This window comes from Acetobacter fallax (assembly GCF_011516735.1).
GTDB classification, from domain to species: domain Bacteria; phylum Pseudomonadota; class Alphaproteobacteria; order Acetobacterales; family Acetobacteraceae; genus Acetobacter; species Acetobacter fallax.
Map to the genome: position 1 here is coordinate 24,496 of NZ_WOSX01000005.1, position 16,073 is coordinate 40,568.

A 16,073-nucleotide genomic window follows, 5' to 3' on the forward strand; every position below is an offset into this window, starting at 1 on the left:
TCACAATATAGCACAGACGGAAACATTTTTGCCTGGTGGTTTCATGACCGAACGGATCGGCTCCGAAACCTCCGGAAGACTGGTTCAGAATGTGATTCCGGCGCGGACGCCCATGATATTTCCGCCGGTGGCGCCGGGATAAGCTCCGGTTTTGTTGTTCACATGGGCATGGGTGTAATTCAGCATGAGGCGCATGTAGTTCACGATGTACCAGTTGATGCCGGCGGTGGCGGACCAGGCTTTTGTGCCACCGGGAATGTCCCAGGCGTTGAGCCAGTCACCTCGCACGGCGATTTCCCAGGCGCCGATGCCGCCATCGGAGACGGGGTCGAGGACGCGGGGGGTGGACCACTGGCCGGTATGGGCGAAGTAGTTCGGGGTTTCGCCTGTGAGGAACAGGCCGGCCTGGAGGCTGGCGGCCTGGATGGTGCCGGCATGGCCGCCGTAAGACTGGCTGCCATATGTGTCGCGAAACTGCATGTGGCGGGCGCCGTATTCACCCAGAGCCCAGGCGGACTTCCAGATTCCGAACAGTTCGAGGCCACCGGCGAGGGAGTTTGCGAGCGGGCCGGAGTTGATACGGGCGGCGAAGGCGTCGTCCGTACGGGCGAGGAGGCGGACGGACTGCGCGAAGGTCGCGGCGGGTTTGACGTCTTCGTAGAAGCCCCAGGCGCCAAGATGGATCAGGCCGGTTTTTGAGCGCCAGGGAATCCAGTGGGTGCGGAGTTCGTAAGTGAGGTCGTCGCGGACGTTGTTCGTGACGTTTGCTGAATTGATATCGTCGCCGGAGATCTGGGTGGCGACGTGCCAGCTTTTGCCGAAAATTTTGAAAGCACCTCCGAGGCCGTACCAGCCTTTGACGGGCAGAAGGGCGTTGGCGACGAGATCGCGGTCGAGAAACACGGTGGCGTCGGAGCCGGTTGAACCGTCGAAGCTGCGTTCGTTGAATTTGTTTCCGACCGTATATTCGACGAGATGGCCGGCCATTTTGTCGCTCCACGTTGCGTAGGCGCTGACGACGCTAAGCTGGTTTTGGGAGTAATCGCCTTCGAAAACCCAGGAAAGTTGTCTGGCGCGCCCTTCGACGCCGAGGCGGACAGCGCGGAGGGTTGTGCGCGAGACATTCTGGGCCGGGAAGCGCGAGCCGAAGGCACCGCCGTAATCGGCGAGGATGCGGCCACGCATACGGAAGGAATAGTCGCCGTCGGGCGTGGTGATTTCGGGGAGGCCTTTGCCCCAGTTCAGCACCAGGCCACCCACGGTTGTCGTGCGGGCGGAGGCCGGGATTCTGGATGCGACGCCCATGACCGGGGACGAGCCGGAGGGCATGGCTGACACGGCGCCGGAGGTTCCGGGTGCGGCCGGGATCAGCGGGTAGACCATATGTTGTGTGGACATCAGTTCGTCGTTGCTGGCGGGGCCGGTGCTGAAATGCGGCGTGATGTCTTCTCCCGGCCGGGCCATTCTCAGGACCGTTACCGGGGGCGACCGGCCATCCGTCTGCAGGGTATGCTGCGGCAGATGGATGCCCTGTGAGTACTGCGTCGCGGTATGGATATGCGTGGTAGGGGGCCTTGTCTGTTTTTCGACGTTTGCCAGTCTGGCCTGCAGGTCACGGATCTGCTGTGCCTGGGCTTTGACGAGGTCGGCAAGGGCTTTGACATCAACGCCGCCGGTTGACGCGGGCGCTGTGGCGGAGATCTGCGAGGCGGCGGCTTCACCGGACCAGAAGAGAATGGTGGTGCCTGCGATGAAAGCCTGACGCAAACGGATTTTTCCGGGCTGTGCGGGTGGCGGATCGTCGGCAGGGGGACTTTTGAAACAGTCCCTGAGTCTCGCGCATGAACGGGTTCTGCTCATGTGCGGACAGTCCTGTCCTGCGCTTTATAAGGGCGTGCGATGAGGGCTGAGGCGAGGCCGCAGAGGGCGGCAACGGAGAGCCAGGCGCCTGGCATGGCGCGGTCGTGGGTCATGTGGATGAGCCAGGTGCAGAGTGTCGGGGTGAAGCCACCGATGCAGGTGGCGACGCTGTAGGCCAGGGAGAATCCGGTAGTGCGGATACGGGGCGGGACGATTTCGGTGAGGTAGGCCACGGCGGCGCCGTTATAGGCGCTGTAGATGATGGCGAGCCAGAGTTCGACACTGAGCAGGCGGGCGAAGGACGGGGCCGAGACGAGCCAGGACATGGCGGGCCAGGCGGTGAGGATGGCGATGAGGGTGGAGGCGATCAGCAGCGGGCGACGGCCGATGCGATCGGACAGAGCGCCGAAGACGGGCAGGAGCACGAAGTTCGAAAGGCCGACGCAGAGTGTGACGACGAGGCTGTCACGGGACGCGAGATGGAGAACGCTGGTGCCGAAGGACGGCGTGTAGGCGGTGATGACGTAGAACGAGGTTGTGGTCATCAGGACCATGAGCACGCCGGTGAGGATGATTTTCCATTCGGTGACGATGGTTTTCAGCACCTCGCCGATTTTCGGCGGGGCGTGGGTGGCGGCGAAGGCTTCGGTTTCCTGGAGGTTGCGGCGCAGGAAGAACAGGACCGGGACGATGAGGCAGCCGATCAGCAGCGGGATGCGCCAGCCCCAGGCGGACATGGTGGGTTGTGGCAGGATGGTGGTGAGCGCGACGCCGATGGCGGCTGCCGCGACGACGGCGACCTGCTGTGAGGCGGACTGGAAGGCGACGACGAAGCCACGTGTTTTCGGGGTGGCGATTTCGGCGAGGTAAACCGAGGTGGAGCCGAGTTCGACGCCGGCGGAGAAGCCCTGGAGGAGGCGTCCGCTGAGCACGAGGAGCGGTGCGAGCAGGCCGATCTGTGCGTAGCCGGGCGTGAGGGTGAGTGAGAGCGTACCGATGGACATCAGTGTCAGGGTAAGGATGAGGCCTTTGCGGCGGCCGATGCGGTCCACATAGGCGCCGAGGATGATGGCGCCGAGGGGGCGCATGAGGAAGCCGGCGCCGAAGGTGGCGAAGGACATCATCAGTTCGGCGTAGGGGTCATCCGACGGGAAGAAGGCGCGGCCGATGGCGGCGGCGTAGTAGCCGAACACCATGAAGTCGTACATTTCGAGCATATTGCCGCTGGCGACCTGCATGGCGGCGCGGACACGCTGTGTGGTTGTCATGGGGGGCGCGTGGTCGTGGGGGGCGGCGTGTCCGGCGGGGAGATGTGAATATGCGGAGGGCGACAGGGACGGGGCGGTCGGATCGGTCATATACTCTGGTCTTGTTGTTGTTTTTTGACGCTCCGGTTACCTCTGCACGGGGATTGTCATTCCGTCCAACGGCAAAACCGTGAGTGCCGGCGATTATAGTCTGACCGTTACGGAAACGCATCACTCTGTGTCTTGCTTCCGCGGGGATGCGGTCCTATCGGGGCATGATGGGTATTTCATATTATTCTGACTGTGGATTCTGACTGTGACTGATGGTCCGCTGATCTGGCTTCTGGCGGGAGAGGCCAGCGGCGATGTGCTTGGAGCGCGGCTGATGGCGGCGTTGCGACGGCGGCGGCCTGATCTTCGCTTTGCGGGGATTGGCGGGCTGCGGATGCAGGAGGGCGGGTTTGAGAGCCTGTTTCCGATGCAGGAGCTGGCAGTGATGGGGCTGGTGGAGATTTTGCCCCGCATCCGCAGTCTGTCTCGTCGTCTGGATGATGCGGTCCGGCATATTGAGGCCCTGCGCCCTGATCTTGTGGTGACGATTGACAGTCCGGGGTTTGCCTTGCGGCTGCTGCGGCGGATTTCGTCGTTCGGGATTCCCCGGGTGCATTATGTGGCGCCGCAGGTCTGGGCCTGGCGCGAGCACAGGGTGAAGAAATTTCCGGGTTTGTGGGAGCGGCTTCTGGTTCTGCTGCCCTTTGAGGAGACGTTTTTCCGGCGGCATGGGCTGGATGCGCGGTTTGTCGGGCATCCGGTGTTGCAGTCGGGGGCTGACACGGGGGACGCGGCGCGATTTCGTCTGCGTCATGGGCTGGCGGAGGATGCGCGGGTTTTGATTCTGATGCCGGGGAGCCGGCGGTCTGAGGCGCCCCGTCTGCTGCCGGTTTTTGGGAAGATGCTGTCGTTGCTGCGGCGGCAGTTGCCGGATGTGGTTCCGGTGATTCCGGTTTCGCCTGTGGTGGCGGAGACGGTTCTGAAGGCGACGGCGGGCTGGGCGGTGCAGCCGGTGATCGTGACGGAGACCGGGGACAAGCACGATGCGTTTGCGGCGGCGCGTGCGGCGCTGACCAAATCGGGCACGTCGACGCTGGAGCTGGCGCTGGCGGGTGTTCCGATGGCTGTGACCTATCGGGTGAATCCGCTGACGGCGGCGATTGCGCGGCGGCTGATCCGGGTTCCGTATGTTGCGATGGTCAATCTGCTGGCGGGGCGGATGCTGGTTCCGGAATTGTTGCAGGAGCAGTGTCGGCCGGATCTGCTGGCGGCGACGGTGGTGCGGCTGATGACGGCCCCTGTGGCGGCGGCGGCGCAGAAGGAGGGATTCAGGGAGTTGCTGGCTGGGTTGCGGGCGGCTGGCGCGATGGACCCGGCGGATGCGGCGGCGGATGAGATTCTGGCGATGCTGGGCTGACAGGGTTTTGCCTGACGGGCGCCCGGTTGTGATGCGGGGGAAAGCGGGGCACGGCCCCGACCCCGGCAAAGGCTCTGTTATCATTGAGTGCTGGCTTCTTCACAGGGCTTTGCCCTGGAACCCACCAAAGGTCACAGACCTTTGGAAACCATTTTATGATTAATCAATCGGGGTGCAGGGGCCTGCGGTCCCTGCCGGGTTCGGGCAGAGCCCGGATTCTGCTAACCCTTTGAAAAATCACAGATCAACACGTAACGACAACAGAACCTTTGCAAACCTTTTATTTTAATGAATTGGGGTGAAGGGGTCCGCGACCCCTTCCGGGTGCGGGCAGAGCCCGTTTCCCTGGCCGGCGTCAACGAAAGTCTATGGGGCGCTCCAGGCAGAGGAGCTTCTGAAACAGTCTTTAATGCTCGTGGTAAGGTTTCGCTTCACGGACCTGGAACGGGACTGTTTTCCGGGAGCCGCCGAGGAAATGGAATTCGACGTTGACGGTCGTCCCCTGGCTGACGGTCACCCCTGGCGCGACATGACAAACGAGATGATAGCCGCCCGGGGGAAAGACCAGGGTCTGTTTGGGCGGGATTGTCAGGTGAGTGAAGAGATCGCGGGTGAGCGTGGAGACTTCAAGATCGGAGTGATAGCCGAACATTGAGGTGCAGGAAGGAGAACTGATGCTGTCGATCAGATGGGGGCCATCCGAGGTGTTTTCCGCGGCGAAATAGGCCGCGACCAGGTCTGTTCCGGCGCTGACATGCTGCATCCAGGCATCGTGGATGACGATGTCGCGGGCAGCATTTTCCTGTCCGGGTATGTTGGCCCCAGTACCGTTCGGGTGCATTTCGGCTTCCTGACCGAGAGAGCTTCTCATCGGCTGATTCTGGCTGTCTCCCGAAGCGGCCGCCGGATTGTGCGGCGCGGCGCAGAGCAGGCCGATGGCGATGACGCTGCGGAGCGTGACGTGCCGTGTCCTGCCGGGTTCAGCGTCTTCTGTCTGATGGACGTTCCGGAATACGCAAAGATTTTTCAAGCCAGTTTCCCCTCCCCCGCACGCATAGCATTATGAGCATGCGGGCGACCATGTGGCCCGATCCGCATGGCTGCCGCAAACGTTACACGCCACGTCTCTCACCGCGGGCTCTCGCGCGGAACAGCCTGTGTGAGACTTTTGTGTCAGCCCGGTCTATAATACCGTCGATTATTAAACGTTTTATGGTCCGGGGCGCATGGCAGGGTCCGGCTTATCGCGCCGCAGGACTTTATTCCGACTTTCACTCCGCCTTCGCGGCCCTGACCTGGATACGACTTACGATGCGATGCCCGTTCTGCAGCGATGCTGAAACACAGGTAAAGGACAGTCGTCCCACAGAGGATGGAACGGCGATCCGTCGCCGGCGGGCGTGTTCCACCTGCGGACAGCGCTTCACGACGGTGGAGCGGGTGCAGCTTCGGGATCTGATCGTGGTCAAGGCGGATGGGCGGCGGGCGCCGTTTGACCGGGAGAAACTGGCCCGTTCGATCCGTATCGCGCTTCGGAAGCGGCCGGTTTCCGAGGAGCAGATCGAGCAGATGATCAGCGGGATCGCCCGGCGTCTGGAGGCCTCCGGCGAGGGGGAAATCCCGACGGCTCTTGTGGGCGAGCTGGCGATGGAGGCGCTGCACACGGTTGATGCGGTCGGGTATGTTCGCTTTGCCAGTGTGTATCGTGACTTTCGCGAGACAAAGGATTTTTCGGAGATCCTGACCCGGATTGATGACAGTAAGCGCGAGACGCAATAAATGTGCATGACGACCGGGAGGGCTGGACCTGACCCGGCAAAGGGGCCATGAAGCGCCCCCCCGGACATCGGTCCGGAGAATACAGATCCTGTGCAGGAGGGACGCCGATGACCCATTCAGACGAACGGCTGAGCCCGGCTCTGCGGCCGCGCACGGCGGCGCGTGTTGCGGCGGTGCAGGCGTTGTTTCAGATCGAGCAGGGCAATGACCGGCCTGAGCTGGTCATTGTTCAGTTTGTGCAGCACCGTTTCGGGGTCACGCTGGCGGGCGAGTCCTTTGAGGATGGCCATATTCCCGAAGCTGATGTGACGCTGTTTACCGGTCTTGTGCGGCGGGCGGCGGCGGCCACTGACCGGGTTACGACGCTTCTGACGGAGACGTTGCCGGCCACATGGCCTGTGGCGCGGCTTGATCCGGTGCTGCGGGCGTTGTTCACGGTTGCCATTGCGGAGATGGAATCGCCGGATGCGCCGCCGGTGAAGATCATCATCAACGAGTATCTCGATGTGGCGCATGGCTTTTTTTCGGGTGACGAGCCGAAGCTGGTGAATGGCGTGCTGGACACCATTGCGAAGCGGCTGAAGAACCCGGCGCCAGCGCCGGCCAGGGAAGAACCGGCCCGCGAAGAACCGGAGAGCGAAGAGCCGGCTGCTGAAGAAAAGACTGTGGTTCTGACAGAAAAGCAGCCAGATGCGGGCGCCGCTGATGACGGACGGGGCTGAGCCATCCGTTATTCCGGACGCGGAAGAGGACATTGCGCCTCTTCCGGATGAGTTTGCCTTTATCCGACAGCATTTTCTGGCTCTGGCCGGACCGGAAGCGCTGGGGCTGACGGATGATGCAGCGATTTTTACACCTGAGCCCGGTCGGGATCTGGTGATTGCGGCGGATGCGATGGTGGAGGGCGTTCACTTCCTGTCGGATGATCCGCCTGACACGATCGGGCGCAAGCTGTTGCGGGCCAATCTTTCTGACATTGCGGCGATGGGTGCCCGGCCTTCCGGCTGGCTGCTGACTCTTGCCTGTCCGGGGCGGGCGGCTGAGCCCCGGTTTGATGAGGCATGGTTTCAGGCCTTTGCCGGGGGGCTGGCGGAGGATCAGCGTCTGTTCGGGGTGTCTCTTCTCGGCGGCGACACGACATCGACGCGTGGTCCGCTGGTTCTGTCGCTGACCATTCTTGGTGATGTCGCGCCGGGTCAGGCGTTACGACGCAACGGAGCGCGGGATGGCGACGGGTTGTGGGTGACGGGCACGATTGGCGACGGGGCACTGGGACTCAGGGTGCTGCTGGGGGAGTTGCCTGATCGGGACGGGTGGCTCGCGGGCCGTTATCGCGTCCCCTGCCCCCGGCTGGGTCTTGAGCTTGCGGGGATCGCGCATGCGGCGATGGATGTCTCGGACGGGCTGGTTCAGGATGCGGGGCATCTGGCACGCGAGAGCGGGCTGGGTGTGGTGATTGAGGCGGATGCGGTTCCGCTCTCGGCGGCGGCGCGGGCTGTGGGGGGTGGTGAGGCGTTGTTGTCGGTTTGTCTGACTGGCGGGGACGATTATGAGCTGCTGCTGGCGGTGCCTGACGATCGGGCCGCGGCGTTGCAGGCGTGTTGTGCGGCGCGGGACGTGCCGGTGACGCGGATCGGGCGGTTTGGTCCGGGACGGGTCGGAGCGAGGGTGCGCCGGTCGGACGGGACGGCGTTTCCGCTGGCGCGGCAGGGGTGGAGTCATCTGTGAGGCGGGAGAGTGTTTCTCCAGGGGAAGATTATATCCGCCTCAGGCACAGAGACCCGTTTCATGATCGTGGCTTTTTCTGAAAAAACAGAATCAGGACATTAAAAAAGACATACCTTTCATATCCGGAATTAAAGGATCGTGGCGGCACAGACGGGATCTTTACGGAAACGGGGTTTCCGGTTGCATGAATCCTGCTTATCGTTCGTGCTTTCGTCGCTTTGATGTCACCTGACGATTTATTTTCACCCTGGCGAACGTGATTGTACAAAGAATGGATTTTTGCGGCGCATCAGATGGTCCTGTTTTCCCTGGTACCGGAGATATGCGTTCTGAATGGCAGTCCCATAATGTGAGAAGACAATCGTGAGCGCGTCTGCGGCAATTCCTTCTTCGTATTCGTATCGGGGGCGCGCCTCCGCGACGTGGCGGTTTCAGACCGGCACATGTCTTGTCGTTTTATCCAGTATTTTTAATGTTCTTCTTTGCTATATTAGTACGCGCGGATGGTTATACGTTAGCAGCGGCGTTGTTGCTGCTGTTGAGATGGCTATTCTCGTCGCTGGTTTTATTGTCATTCGGAAAATGATCAGCCGGCAGATTGTTATCGTGACGGGGCTTTCTGTTGCGTACATGATCGGTGCAAAACTGATCAATCCGGATCTTAGCTTAAAAATTCTCCATGATTTCGCAATAGCTTATATTTTTTACCAGATGGGGCGGATGTATGGCATTTCGCAGGCTCGCTCTGCTGTCCTGATCACGATGGTTCTGACGCTTGCGCTGGGTGCTTTCGAGATTGCCAGCCCGGTGGCGTTTGGTGAATTTTTCAATATCTGGCGTTATTATGTTCAGAAGGGCGGCATATCCGCCACGACGATCAACTATAGCAATACGACCTTTTTTGCATCGGGCGACCGGATCGGGGTCAAGCGGACTTTTTTCCCTTTTCTGCTCGGTCCTCATCGCGTCTCGTCGATATTTCTCGAACCGGTTTCTCTTGGGAATTACGCAACGATTATTTTTGCGTGGTGTCTGGCCACCTGCCGCAATCGTCCGGGGCAGCGGCGGATTCTTCTGTTTGCATTGTGTTTTGCCTGTATTGTTCTGTGTGATTCACGGTTTGGCTCGATATGCTGCGCTCTTATGGTTTTTTTCCGGATTTCGCCGCTCCGCAGTTCCTCACTGGTTGCCTTCATCATGCCTGTCTGCTTTGCAACGATGCTCACGGTGGCAGGCTCGCTTCACGAAATACCGGGCTGGGTTCCGACCATCAGGAGTGATGATTTTTCGGGACGACTGCTGTTTTCGGGGGAACTTCTGAATTACTGGAATCTGTCCGAGTGGTTCGCGTTTTCGCCATCGGCAATTTATACGGCCGATACCGGCTATGCTTACATCTTCAACAGTCTTGGCGTGCCTTTTGCGCTTGTTTACACGGCTTTGTTTGCGTTTTCGAAGTGTCGTAACCAGACCGCATCCATGATGAGAACCGGGATTTCGGTCTATTTTTCCGCGTCTCTGTGCATTGGTGCGTCGGTCTTCAGCATCAAGACGGCGGCTCTTTTATGGATGTTGTATGGGGCCACGCAGACTCCTGATCAGTCACCCCGGCGGGCCTGACACCAGCGGTGTGTGACGATTGATTTGTGGGAGGGAAGCCGCGGGTGTTGCCCGGGTCCGGCGGGAACCCCGGGCTTCAATAAACACGCAACGCGAACAGAGTCTGTGCCGGGTTGCGGAGCGGAGCCCTGTCTGTCCCGCCTGTCAGTGTCACGCAGGTCAGAGGGCCGCCTCTCTGCTATGACATGCTGTAGTCGGCTGTTGACGGACCTGAATCCGGCGACAGAGTGGGCTGATGACCGTATCCGGCACGGATTATGCCGGACAGAAAAGGACGAGCACCATGCAAACACGTCTCACGGCCAGTGATGGCCACACGTTTTCCGCCTGGCAGGCGGGGGATCCCGACGCGCCTCATGCACTTGTTGTGGTTCAGGAAATCTTTGGTGTGAACCGGCATATGCGTCAGATGGCTGAGACGTTTGCGGCTCAGGGATTTTCGGTGCTGGTGCCGGCTTTATTCGACCGGGCTGAGGGTGATGTCGAGCTTGGTTACACGCAGGATGACGTGAAGAAGGGGCTCGCGCTTCGGGCTGAAATTCCGCTGAAGGACACGCTGGCTGATCTGCGCGCCTGTGCACAGCATTTTCGTCAGCATGCGCCGCATCGGAAAGTGGGCATTATCGGATTCTGCTGGGGCGGGGCACTGGCGTGGGATGCGGCGACTGAGACGCATGATTTTTCAGCGGCTGTCGCGTGGTATGGCGGCGGGATTGCTGCTCATAAAGATGCGGTGCCGCATTGTCCGGTTCAGCTTCATTTCGGGGGGCAGGACAGTTCGATTCCGCATACGGATGTTGCGGCGATCCGGGCGGCGCATCCTGAGATCGAAGTGTACGTTTATGATGATGCCGGACATGGGTTTGGTAACAGCGACCGGTCGAGTTTCAATGCCGCGGCCAGTCGTCTGGCGTGGGATCGCAGCATCACGTTTCTTGAAGCCGGGTTGCACACGAAGGGCAATATTCCGGACAGGTCATAACCCGGAGCGGAGAGAGTCGATATGGTGAAGATGACACCTGAGTTTCAGGCGCGGCAGAGGCCGGCGGCGGCGCTGATCGTGGCTGTGAGTATTGCGGCGGCTGGCGGACTGGTGACGCTTGTCCGCAAGGTGATGGGCGCGCGGCGGTCGAAGGCGGTGGTGGTGCCTGAGGTCGGGGCGCCTGGGGTGGCGCCGCGTACGGGAGCAGCGTCTCGCTGACCCTCAGAAATCTGCTTATTTATCAACAAATCGGGGTGAAGGGGTCCGCGACCCCTTCCGGGTTCGGGCAGAGCCCGGTCTTTTGCTAACCCTTTGAAAAACCACAGAGCAACGCGCAACGCTAACAGAGCCTTTCCAGAAATCTGCGATTTTTGATGGTCATTACGGACAAAGTCCTGAGAGCGTTCACGCAACGGGCGCGTTGCGTGAAGCCAGATGCACGGCGTCTTCTGCTGCGCGGAAGAGTGCGCGGGCTTTGTGTTTTGTTTCGGCGCACTCCAGGGCGGGGACGCTGTCGGCGACGACGCCGCAGCCGGCCTGGACGTGCATTGTGCCGTCCTTGATGACGGCCATGCGGAGGCCGATGCAGGTGTCCATATCGCCGCCGGCGCCGAAATATCCGATGCAGCCGGCATAGGTGGCGCGGCGGGTTCGTTCGACTTCGTCGATGATTTCCATGGCCCGGATTTTTGGAGCGCCGGTGAGGGTTCCGGCCGGGAAAGCGGCGATGAGGGCGTCGAGGGCTTCAAGGTCGGGTTTCAGCACGCCTTCGACGTTGGAGGAGATGTGCATGACGTGGCTGAAGCGCTCGATGACGAACTTTTCGGTCACCTTCACTGAGCCTGTGGTGCAGACACGGCCGACATCGTTGCGGCCCAGGTCGATGAGCATCAGATGTTCGGCGAGTTCTTTTTCGTCCGCGAGGAGTTCTTCTTCCAGGCGCTTGTCTTCCGCCGCGTCGGCGCCGCGGGGACGGGTGCCGGCGAGGGGGCGGACGGTCATTTTACCGTCACGGAGGCGCACCAGGATTTCGGGCGAGGAGCCGACGAGGCAAAACTCACCGAAATTGAGATGGAACAGGAACGGGGCCGGATTGATGCGGCGCAGGGAACGGTAGAGCGAGAGCGTGGACAGGCCGAACGGGGTGGAGAAGCGCTGGCTCGGCACGACCTGGAAGGCGTCACCGGCGGTGATGTAGTCCTGGATGTGGGTGACGACGGCCTCGAATTCCGCTTCAGTGTAGGTTGAGCGGGGCGCTTCGAGGGCCGGGACATGTGGTTCGGCGGGCACGGTGAGAGGGGCGGCGAGGCAGGCGCGGGCCTCGCGGATGAGGGCTTCGGCGCGGTCGAAGGCGGCGTCCGGCGTGTCATCGGCGCGGGGGCGGATGGGGGCGGCGAGGATCAGTTCGTCTGTCACGGTGTCGAAGACCACGAACAGGCCGGGACGCATCATCACACCTTCCGGCAGCCCTAGATCGTCGACGGGTGCGTTGGGCAGGCGCTCCATCTGGCGCACCATGTCGTAGCCGAGATAGCCGAACAGGCCGGCGATCATGGGTGGCAGGCCCTCGGCGAGATCGAGGCGGTTCTGCCGGATCAGGGTGCGCAGACTTTCCAGCGGGGTGTCCGTGATGGGCGTGAACGCATCCGGATCGGCCTCCGGGCTGTGGTTTACCGCTGCTTTTCCGTCATGGCAGCGCCAGACGAGATCGGGACGCAGGGCGATGATGGAGTAGCGCCCGCGGGAGACGCCGCCTTCGACGGATTCGAGCAGGAGAGTGTTGCGACCGCTCGTATCGCCCAGGCTGGCCAGACGCATATAGGCGGCGACCGGTGTGAGCAGATCGGCGGCATCGACCGCGAAGACCACGCGGCTTTCGCCACGGCTCCAGGCTTCGGCGCAGTCGGCGCGGGTCGGGGAATCGAGGGAGGCGAGACGCATCATGTCCCGTCCCCGTATCCGGCCTGGCTGAGGGCGGCTTTCACGCCGGCGGGCATGATCTTTGCCTTAAACCGGCCATCGAGACTGTGGATGAAGGCCGAGGTGAGGTCTGACGACAGGGATTCCGTCATGCCGTCACGCACGCGGCTGTAGCCGAGCGTATCGGTTTTCGGGTCCGGATGCCGGATACCGGTTACGGTCAGGACGATGAAGCTGTCTGCGTCTTCGCCCATGAAGCTCTGGCCGGCGGGCATGTGCATGACCGCTTCCATAAGCTGCTGTGACAGTCCTGCGGGCGGGCGTACACGGGAGAGCATGACGTCTTTCTGCACGGGGCTTCCGGCGGGGGCGCTGGCTGCGAGACCGCCGTGATCGCGTGAGGCGAGATAGAGGGCCGTGGCCTGCTGGTCGGCGGCGTGTTTTCTGGCGTCTGCCTGCCAGGCGGTCATGACCCGGTCGCGCACTGCCTCGAAAGGCTCCTGCTGGCCGGGGACGATATCGTCCACTGACACGGCGTACCAGCCAAGGGACGGGCCGGGCTGCTGACCGGGTTTTTCCGGCGGGGTTGTGGCTTCGACGAGTTGTGGCGGAGCGCCTTTTACCTGCGCGAAGATTTTCGCGACGACGGCGTCACGCAGCGGGCCGGAGGCGGGCAGTGGCGCCGGCTCGCCGTCTCTGGTCATGCCGTGGGCATCAAGCGAGCCGGAGGCGGCGGCGGCACCGAGATCGGCGGGGATTGAGTCGAGGCCGCCGCCGGCGATGGCGTCCTGGAGTTTGGGGACCCGGCTGCTGATGGCGTCGGGCGCGCGGGCTTTGACGATTTCGTCGTGAAGCGTGGCCTTTGCGTCCCCGAAGCTGGTGTCATGGGGGGGCGTTACTTTTGTGACGCGGAAGATGACCCAGCCGGTTTCTGTCTTTTGTGGTCCCTCCACGGCATCGACCGGGGCGGAGAAGACGATCTTCTGAAGCGTGTCGGATGGCAGGGCGCTGGCGCGTGTATCGGTGAACTCGACGGCGGCGCTGCCCTTTGCGGCGGCCTGCACCTGTGCCCAGTCGGCGCCTCCTTTCCAGATGGTTGTGATGGCCTGGGCGGTGGTTTCATCCGGGGCGGTTATGAGCTGGATGGTGCGGAGTTCAGGGGCGTGGAAACGCTGTGCCTGGGCATCGTAGAGGCGGTGCATTTCCTCGTCGGTGGCCGGGATCTGCGGGGCGACGGTATCGGGCGAGAGCACGATGATGCGGGCGTGCCGGTATTCCGGGCTGCGGAACATCCAGGGGTGGTTGGTGTAGTAACGGCGCAGGACGGCGTCGTCGGGGTTCGCGGGCGCGGTCTGGCTGGCGAACGGGATATGGAGGATGTCCAGATCGCGGGTTTCGGTTTCGAAGCCATAGATCCGCGAGACGACCAGGTCGGAGATATGTGCGCCGGCGGCGACGGGGTCCATGATGGCGCGGCCGGCGAGATCATCATGCACGAGGCTGATGAGGCGCTTTTCGGTCATACCTGCCTGGGCGAGCTTGCTGTTGAACAGGTTGCGGTCGAAGGAGCCGTTGATGCCTTTGAAGTAAGGCATGGCGAAGATTTCGTCCCGGACGGCCTGGTCCGGCACGACCAGACCGTACTGGCTTCCGGATTCCAGCACCTGGGCCTGACCGATCAGGCGTTGCAGGACTTCCTGCGCCATCTGCAGGCGGAACTGGGGCGGCATCTGTGACGGGTCAGGTGCGCCCATCCGCTGCGCCATGCGGGGCATTTCGGCCTGGAGGGCAGCGGCGAGATCACGGGTCGTGATTTTGCGCGAGCCCACGGTGGCGACGGTGGCGGGGTCATCGGCCATACCGCTGATGACATCGCCGATGCCCCAGCCGACGAAGGCGAGGAAAATGACCAGGGCGAGCACGCGGCCAATCCAGGAATCGACGACGAAGTGACGCAGGAACGAAATCATGCAGGCGCAGTCCGCGAATAAAAAAGTCAGGAGAGATTGTGGCTTCTGGCCGCAATCCGGGCGGGGCACCATATTCATACGTGCCCGGATTGACCAGAAGGCGCGTGGCGGCGTGTGGCCGGTTTACGGGGTTCTGCCCCGTGTCCGGCAGGAGGCGCGATTTCCGCGCCTCGTTTTCTCTGCAGGGCTGTGCTCTTTTGCGGGGTTCAGGAACGTGTCCTGAGGAAGAGAAAACGCGGCCTTCTTGCCTGGATTTACCCGGATGGGGTAGCGGTGTGCCGGCAGAAGGGGGATATGTCCCTTTTCAAGAGACGTCTTCGGGCCGGACCTTCCACCGGGCTCCGCCGGGGACACGCTTTGCAGGAGGGATGTCCGATGACCACACCCATCATCGTCGGCAACTGGAAAATGAACGGGCTGAGTGCCGACTCCGCCGACCGCGTGAAGAGCCTGCTTGCAGCACTTGCGGAGCGTCCGGCGACGGGCACCGAGATTGTGATCTGTCCGCCCTTCACGCAGCTTGGCCTGCTGGCGCCGCAGCTGAAGGGCACGCCGGTCGCGCTGGGTGCGCAGAACTGTCACATGGATGAGAAGGGCGCACACACCGGCGATATCGCTCCGGGGATGCTGACCGATCTTGGCGTGTCGCATGTGATTCTGGGTCATTCCGAGCGCCGGCGCGATCATGGCGAGGTTGATGAGACCGTGCGCGAGAAGGCTGTTGCCGCCGCGAAGGCTGGCCTGACGCCGATCGTGTGCATTGGTGAGACGGAAGATCAGCGACAGAGCGGCGAGGCTCAGGACACCATTGGCTGGCAGATCAAGGGCTCTTTGCCTGACGGATTTACCGGCGTTGTGGCGTATGAGCCGGTCTGGGCGATTGGCACCGGTCTGGCGGCGACGCCTGATGACATTAAGAGCACGGTGGCGTTTATCCGGGCTGAGCTGGTTCGTCAGTTTGGCGAGAGTGGCAAAACGCTGCGGATTCTGTATGGTGGCTCGGTCGATGCGGGGAATGCTGCCTCGATCCTTGCCATCCCTGACGTGGCAGGTGCCCTGGTCGGAGGCGCCAGCCTGAAGCCGGATGCGTTCCTGTCCATCGTTTATGCCGTGCCCGCGCGCTGAGCCTCACGCGTCGGGTTTTTCTGTTCTTTCAGCTGAGTAGTCCATGATTTCCGTCCTGATGGTCCTTCATCTCCTTGTCACCATTGCCCTGATCGGGACTGTGCTGATTCAGCGCAGCGAGGGTGGTGGCCTTGGCATCGGCAACTCGCAGGGCATGGGCGCTTTCATGTCCGGTCGTGGCACGGCGAATCTGCTGACCCGTTCGACGGCGGTGCTGGCGACGGCGTTTATGCTGCTGTCTCTGACGCTGGCGGTTCTGAACCGTGGCGCGGTGACGGGGGGTGGTCATGACATTCTGGCCAATCCTCCGCCGCCTGTGGCTTCCGGTGCGGCTGCTGGCATGCCGCCGGCTCCTGTGACGCAGCACTAAGGCT

The 16,073-nt window shown here is 62.0% G+C and carries 14 protein-coding genes; 9 read left to right on the plus strand and 5 right to left on the minus strand.

The features are described from left to right. Nucleotides 1-84: 84 nt before the first annotated feature. A complete protein-coding gene (locus tag GOB85_RS04335; protein ID WP_173576478.1) occupies nucleotides 85-1,860 on the minus strand; it encodes an OprO/OprP family phosphate-selective porin in 1,776 nt (591 codons plus the stop codon). Next, entirely contained in the window at nucleotides 1,857-3,218 is a 1,362-nt protein-coding gene (gene tcuC, locus GOB85_RS04340; RefSeq protein WP_277875848.1) for an MFS transporter, read from the minus strand. The genes GOB85_RS04335 and tcuC overlap by 4 nt, the downstream gene beginning before the upstream one ends. 196 nt (nucleotides 3,219-3,414) lie before the next feature. Between tcuC and lpxB the strand changes: the two genes are divergently transcribed. Then, on the plus strand, nucleotides 3,415-4,575 hold the full coding sequence (gene lpxB / locus GOB85_RS04345) for a lipid-A-disaccharide synthase (protein ID WP_173576511.1): 1,161 nt from the start codon (nucleotides 3,415-3,417) through the stop codon (nucleotides 4,573-4,575). A 406-nt stretch (nucleotides 4,576-4,981) separates the two neighbouring features. On the opposite strand, the gene GOB85_RS04350 is transcribed toward lpxB, so the two are convergent. Continuing rightward, the gene (locus GOB85_RS04350; RefSeq protein ID WP_242011291.1) at nucleotides 4,982-5,605 is read right to left on the minus strand and encodes a copper chaperone PCu(A)C; all 624 of its coding nucleotides are present in this window, start codon (nucleotides 5,603-5,605) and stop codon (nucleotides 4,982-4,984) included. Nucleotides 5,606-5,886: 281 nt separating this feature from the next. On the opposite strand from GOB85_RS04350, the gene nrdR reads away from it, so the two are divergent. From nrdR to GOB85_RS04380, 6 genes are all read left to right on the plus strand, one after another. Beyond that, nucleotides 5,887-6,354 carry a transcriptional regulator NrdR gene (gene nrdR / locus GOB85_RS04355; protein WP_173576509.1) on the plus strand — a complete coding sequence of 156 codons (468 nt, stop codon included), beginning with the start codon at nucleotides 5,887-5,889 and terminating at the stop codon, nucleotides 6,352-6,354. A gap of 107 nt (nucleotides 6,355-6,461) precedes the next feature. Then, nucleotides 6,462-7,076, plus strand: coding sequence for a transcription antitermination factor NusB (nusB, locus tag GOB85_RS04360; RefSeq protein ID WP_173576477.1), 615 nt, complete (start codon nucleotides 6,462-6,464; stop codon nucleotides 7,074-7,076). Next, nucleotides 7,060-8,082 (plus strand): thiamine-phosphate kinase, encoded by a 1,023-nt coding sequence (thiL, locus tag GOB85_RS04365; RefSeq protein ID WP_173576476.1) that lies wholly within the window; start codon nucleotides 7,060-7,062, stop codon nucleotides 8,080-8,082. Before nusB ends, thiL begins: the two co-directional genes overlap by 17 nt. A 363-nt stretch (nucleotides 8,083-8,445) precedes the next feature. After that, the gene (locus GOB85_RS04370; protein ID WP_194298671.1) at nucleotides 8,446-9,702 is read left to right on the plus strand and encodes a polysaccharide polymerase; all 1,257 of its coding nucleotides are present in this window, start codon (nucleotides 8,446-8,448) and stop codon (nucleotides 9,700-9,702) included. Nucleotides 9,703-9,985: 283 nt separating this feature from the next. Beyond that, on the plus strand, nucleotides 9,986-10,684 hold the full coding sequence (locus GOB85_RS04375) for a dienelactone hydrolase family protein (protein WP_173576475.1): 699 nt from the start codon (nucleotides 9,986-9,988) through the stop codon (nucleotides 10,682-10,684). 21 nt (nucleotides 10,685-10,705) lie between these two features. Further along, nucleotides 10,706-10,903, plus strand: a complete 198-nt coding sequence (locus tag GOB85_RS04380) for a hypothetical protein (protein ID WP_173576474.1) — start codon at nucleotides 10,706-10,708, stop codon at nucleotides 10,901-10,903. A gap of 186 nt (nucleotides 10,904-11,089) precedes the next feature. Here GOB85_RS04380 and trpE read toward each other — a convergent pair whose 3' ends face one another. Beyond that, nucleotides 11,090-12,625, minus strand: a complete 1,536-nt coding sequence (gene trpE / locus GOB85_RS04385) for an anthranilate synthase component I (RefSeq protein WP_173576507.1) — start codon at nucleotides 12,623-12,625, stop codon at nucleotides 11,090-11,092. Then, nucleotides 12,625-14,574: a peptidylprolyl isomerase gene (locus GOB85_RS04390; protein WP_173576473.1), complete on the minus strand. Its 1,950-nt coding sequence runs from the start codon at nucleotides 14,572-14,574 to the stop codon at nucleotides 12,625-12,627. Before GOB85_RS04390 ends, trpE begins: the two co-directional genes overlap by 1 nt. A 375-nt stretch (nucleotides 14,575-14,949) precedes the next feature. Here GOB85_RS04390 and tpiA point away from each other — a divergent pair, with 375 nt between their 5' ends. Then, nucleotides 14,950-15,699 carry a triose-phosphate isomerase gene (gene tpiA, locus GOB85_RS04395; protein WP_173576472.1) on the plus strand — a complete coding sequence of 250 codons (750 nt, stop codon included), beginning with the start codon at nucleotides 14,950-14,952 and terminating at the stop codon, nucleotides 15,697-15,699. A gap of 43 nt (nucleotides 15,700-15,742) precedes the next feature. Then, nucleotides 15,743-16,069, plus strand: coding sequence for a preprotein translocase subunit SecG (gene secG, locus GOB85_RS04400; protein WP_173576471.1), 327 nt, complete (start codon nucleotides 15,743-15,745; stop codon nucleotides 16,067-16,069). Nucleotides 16,070-16,073 lie beyond the last annotated feature (4 nt).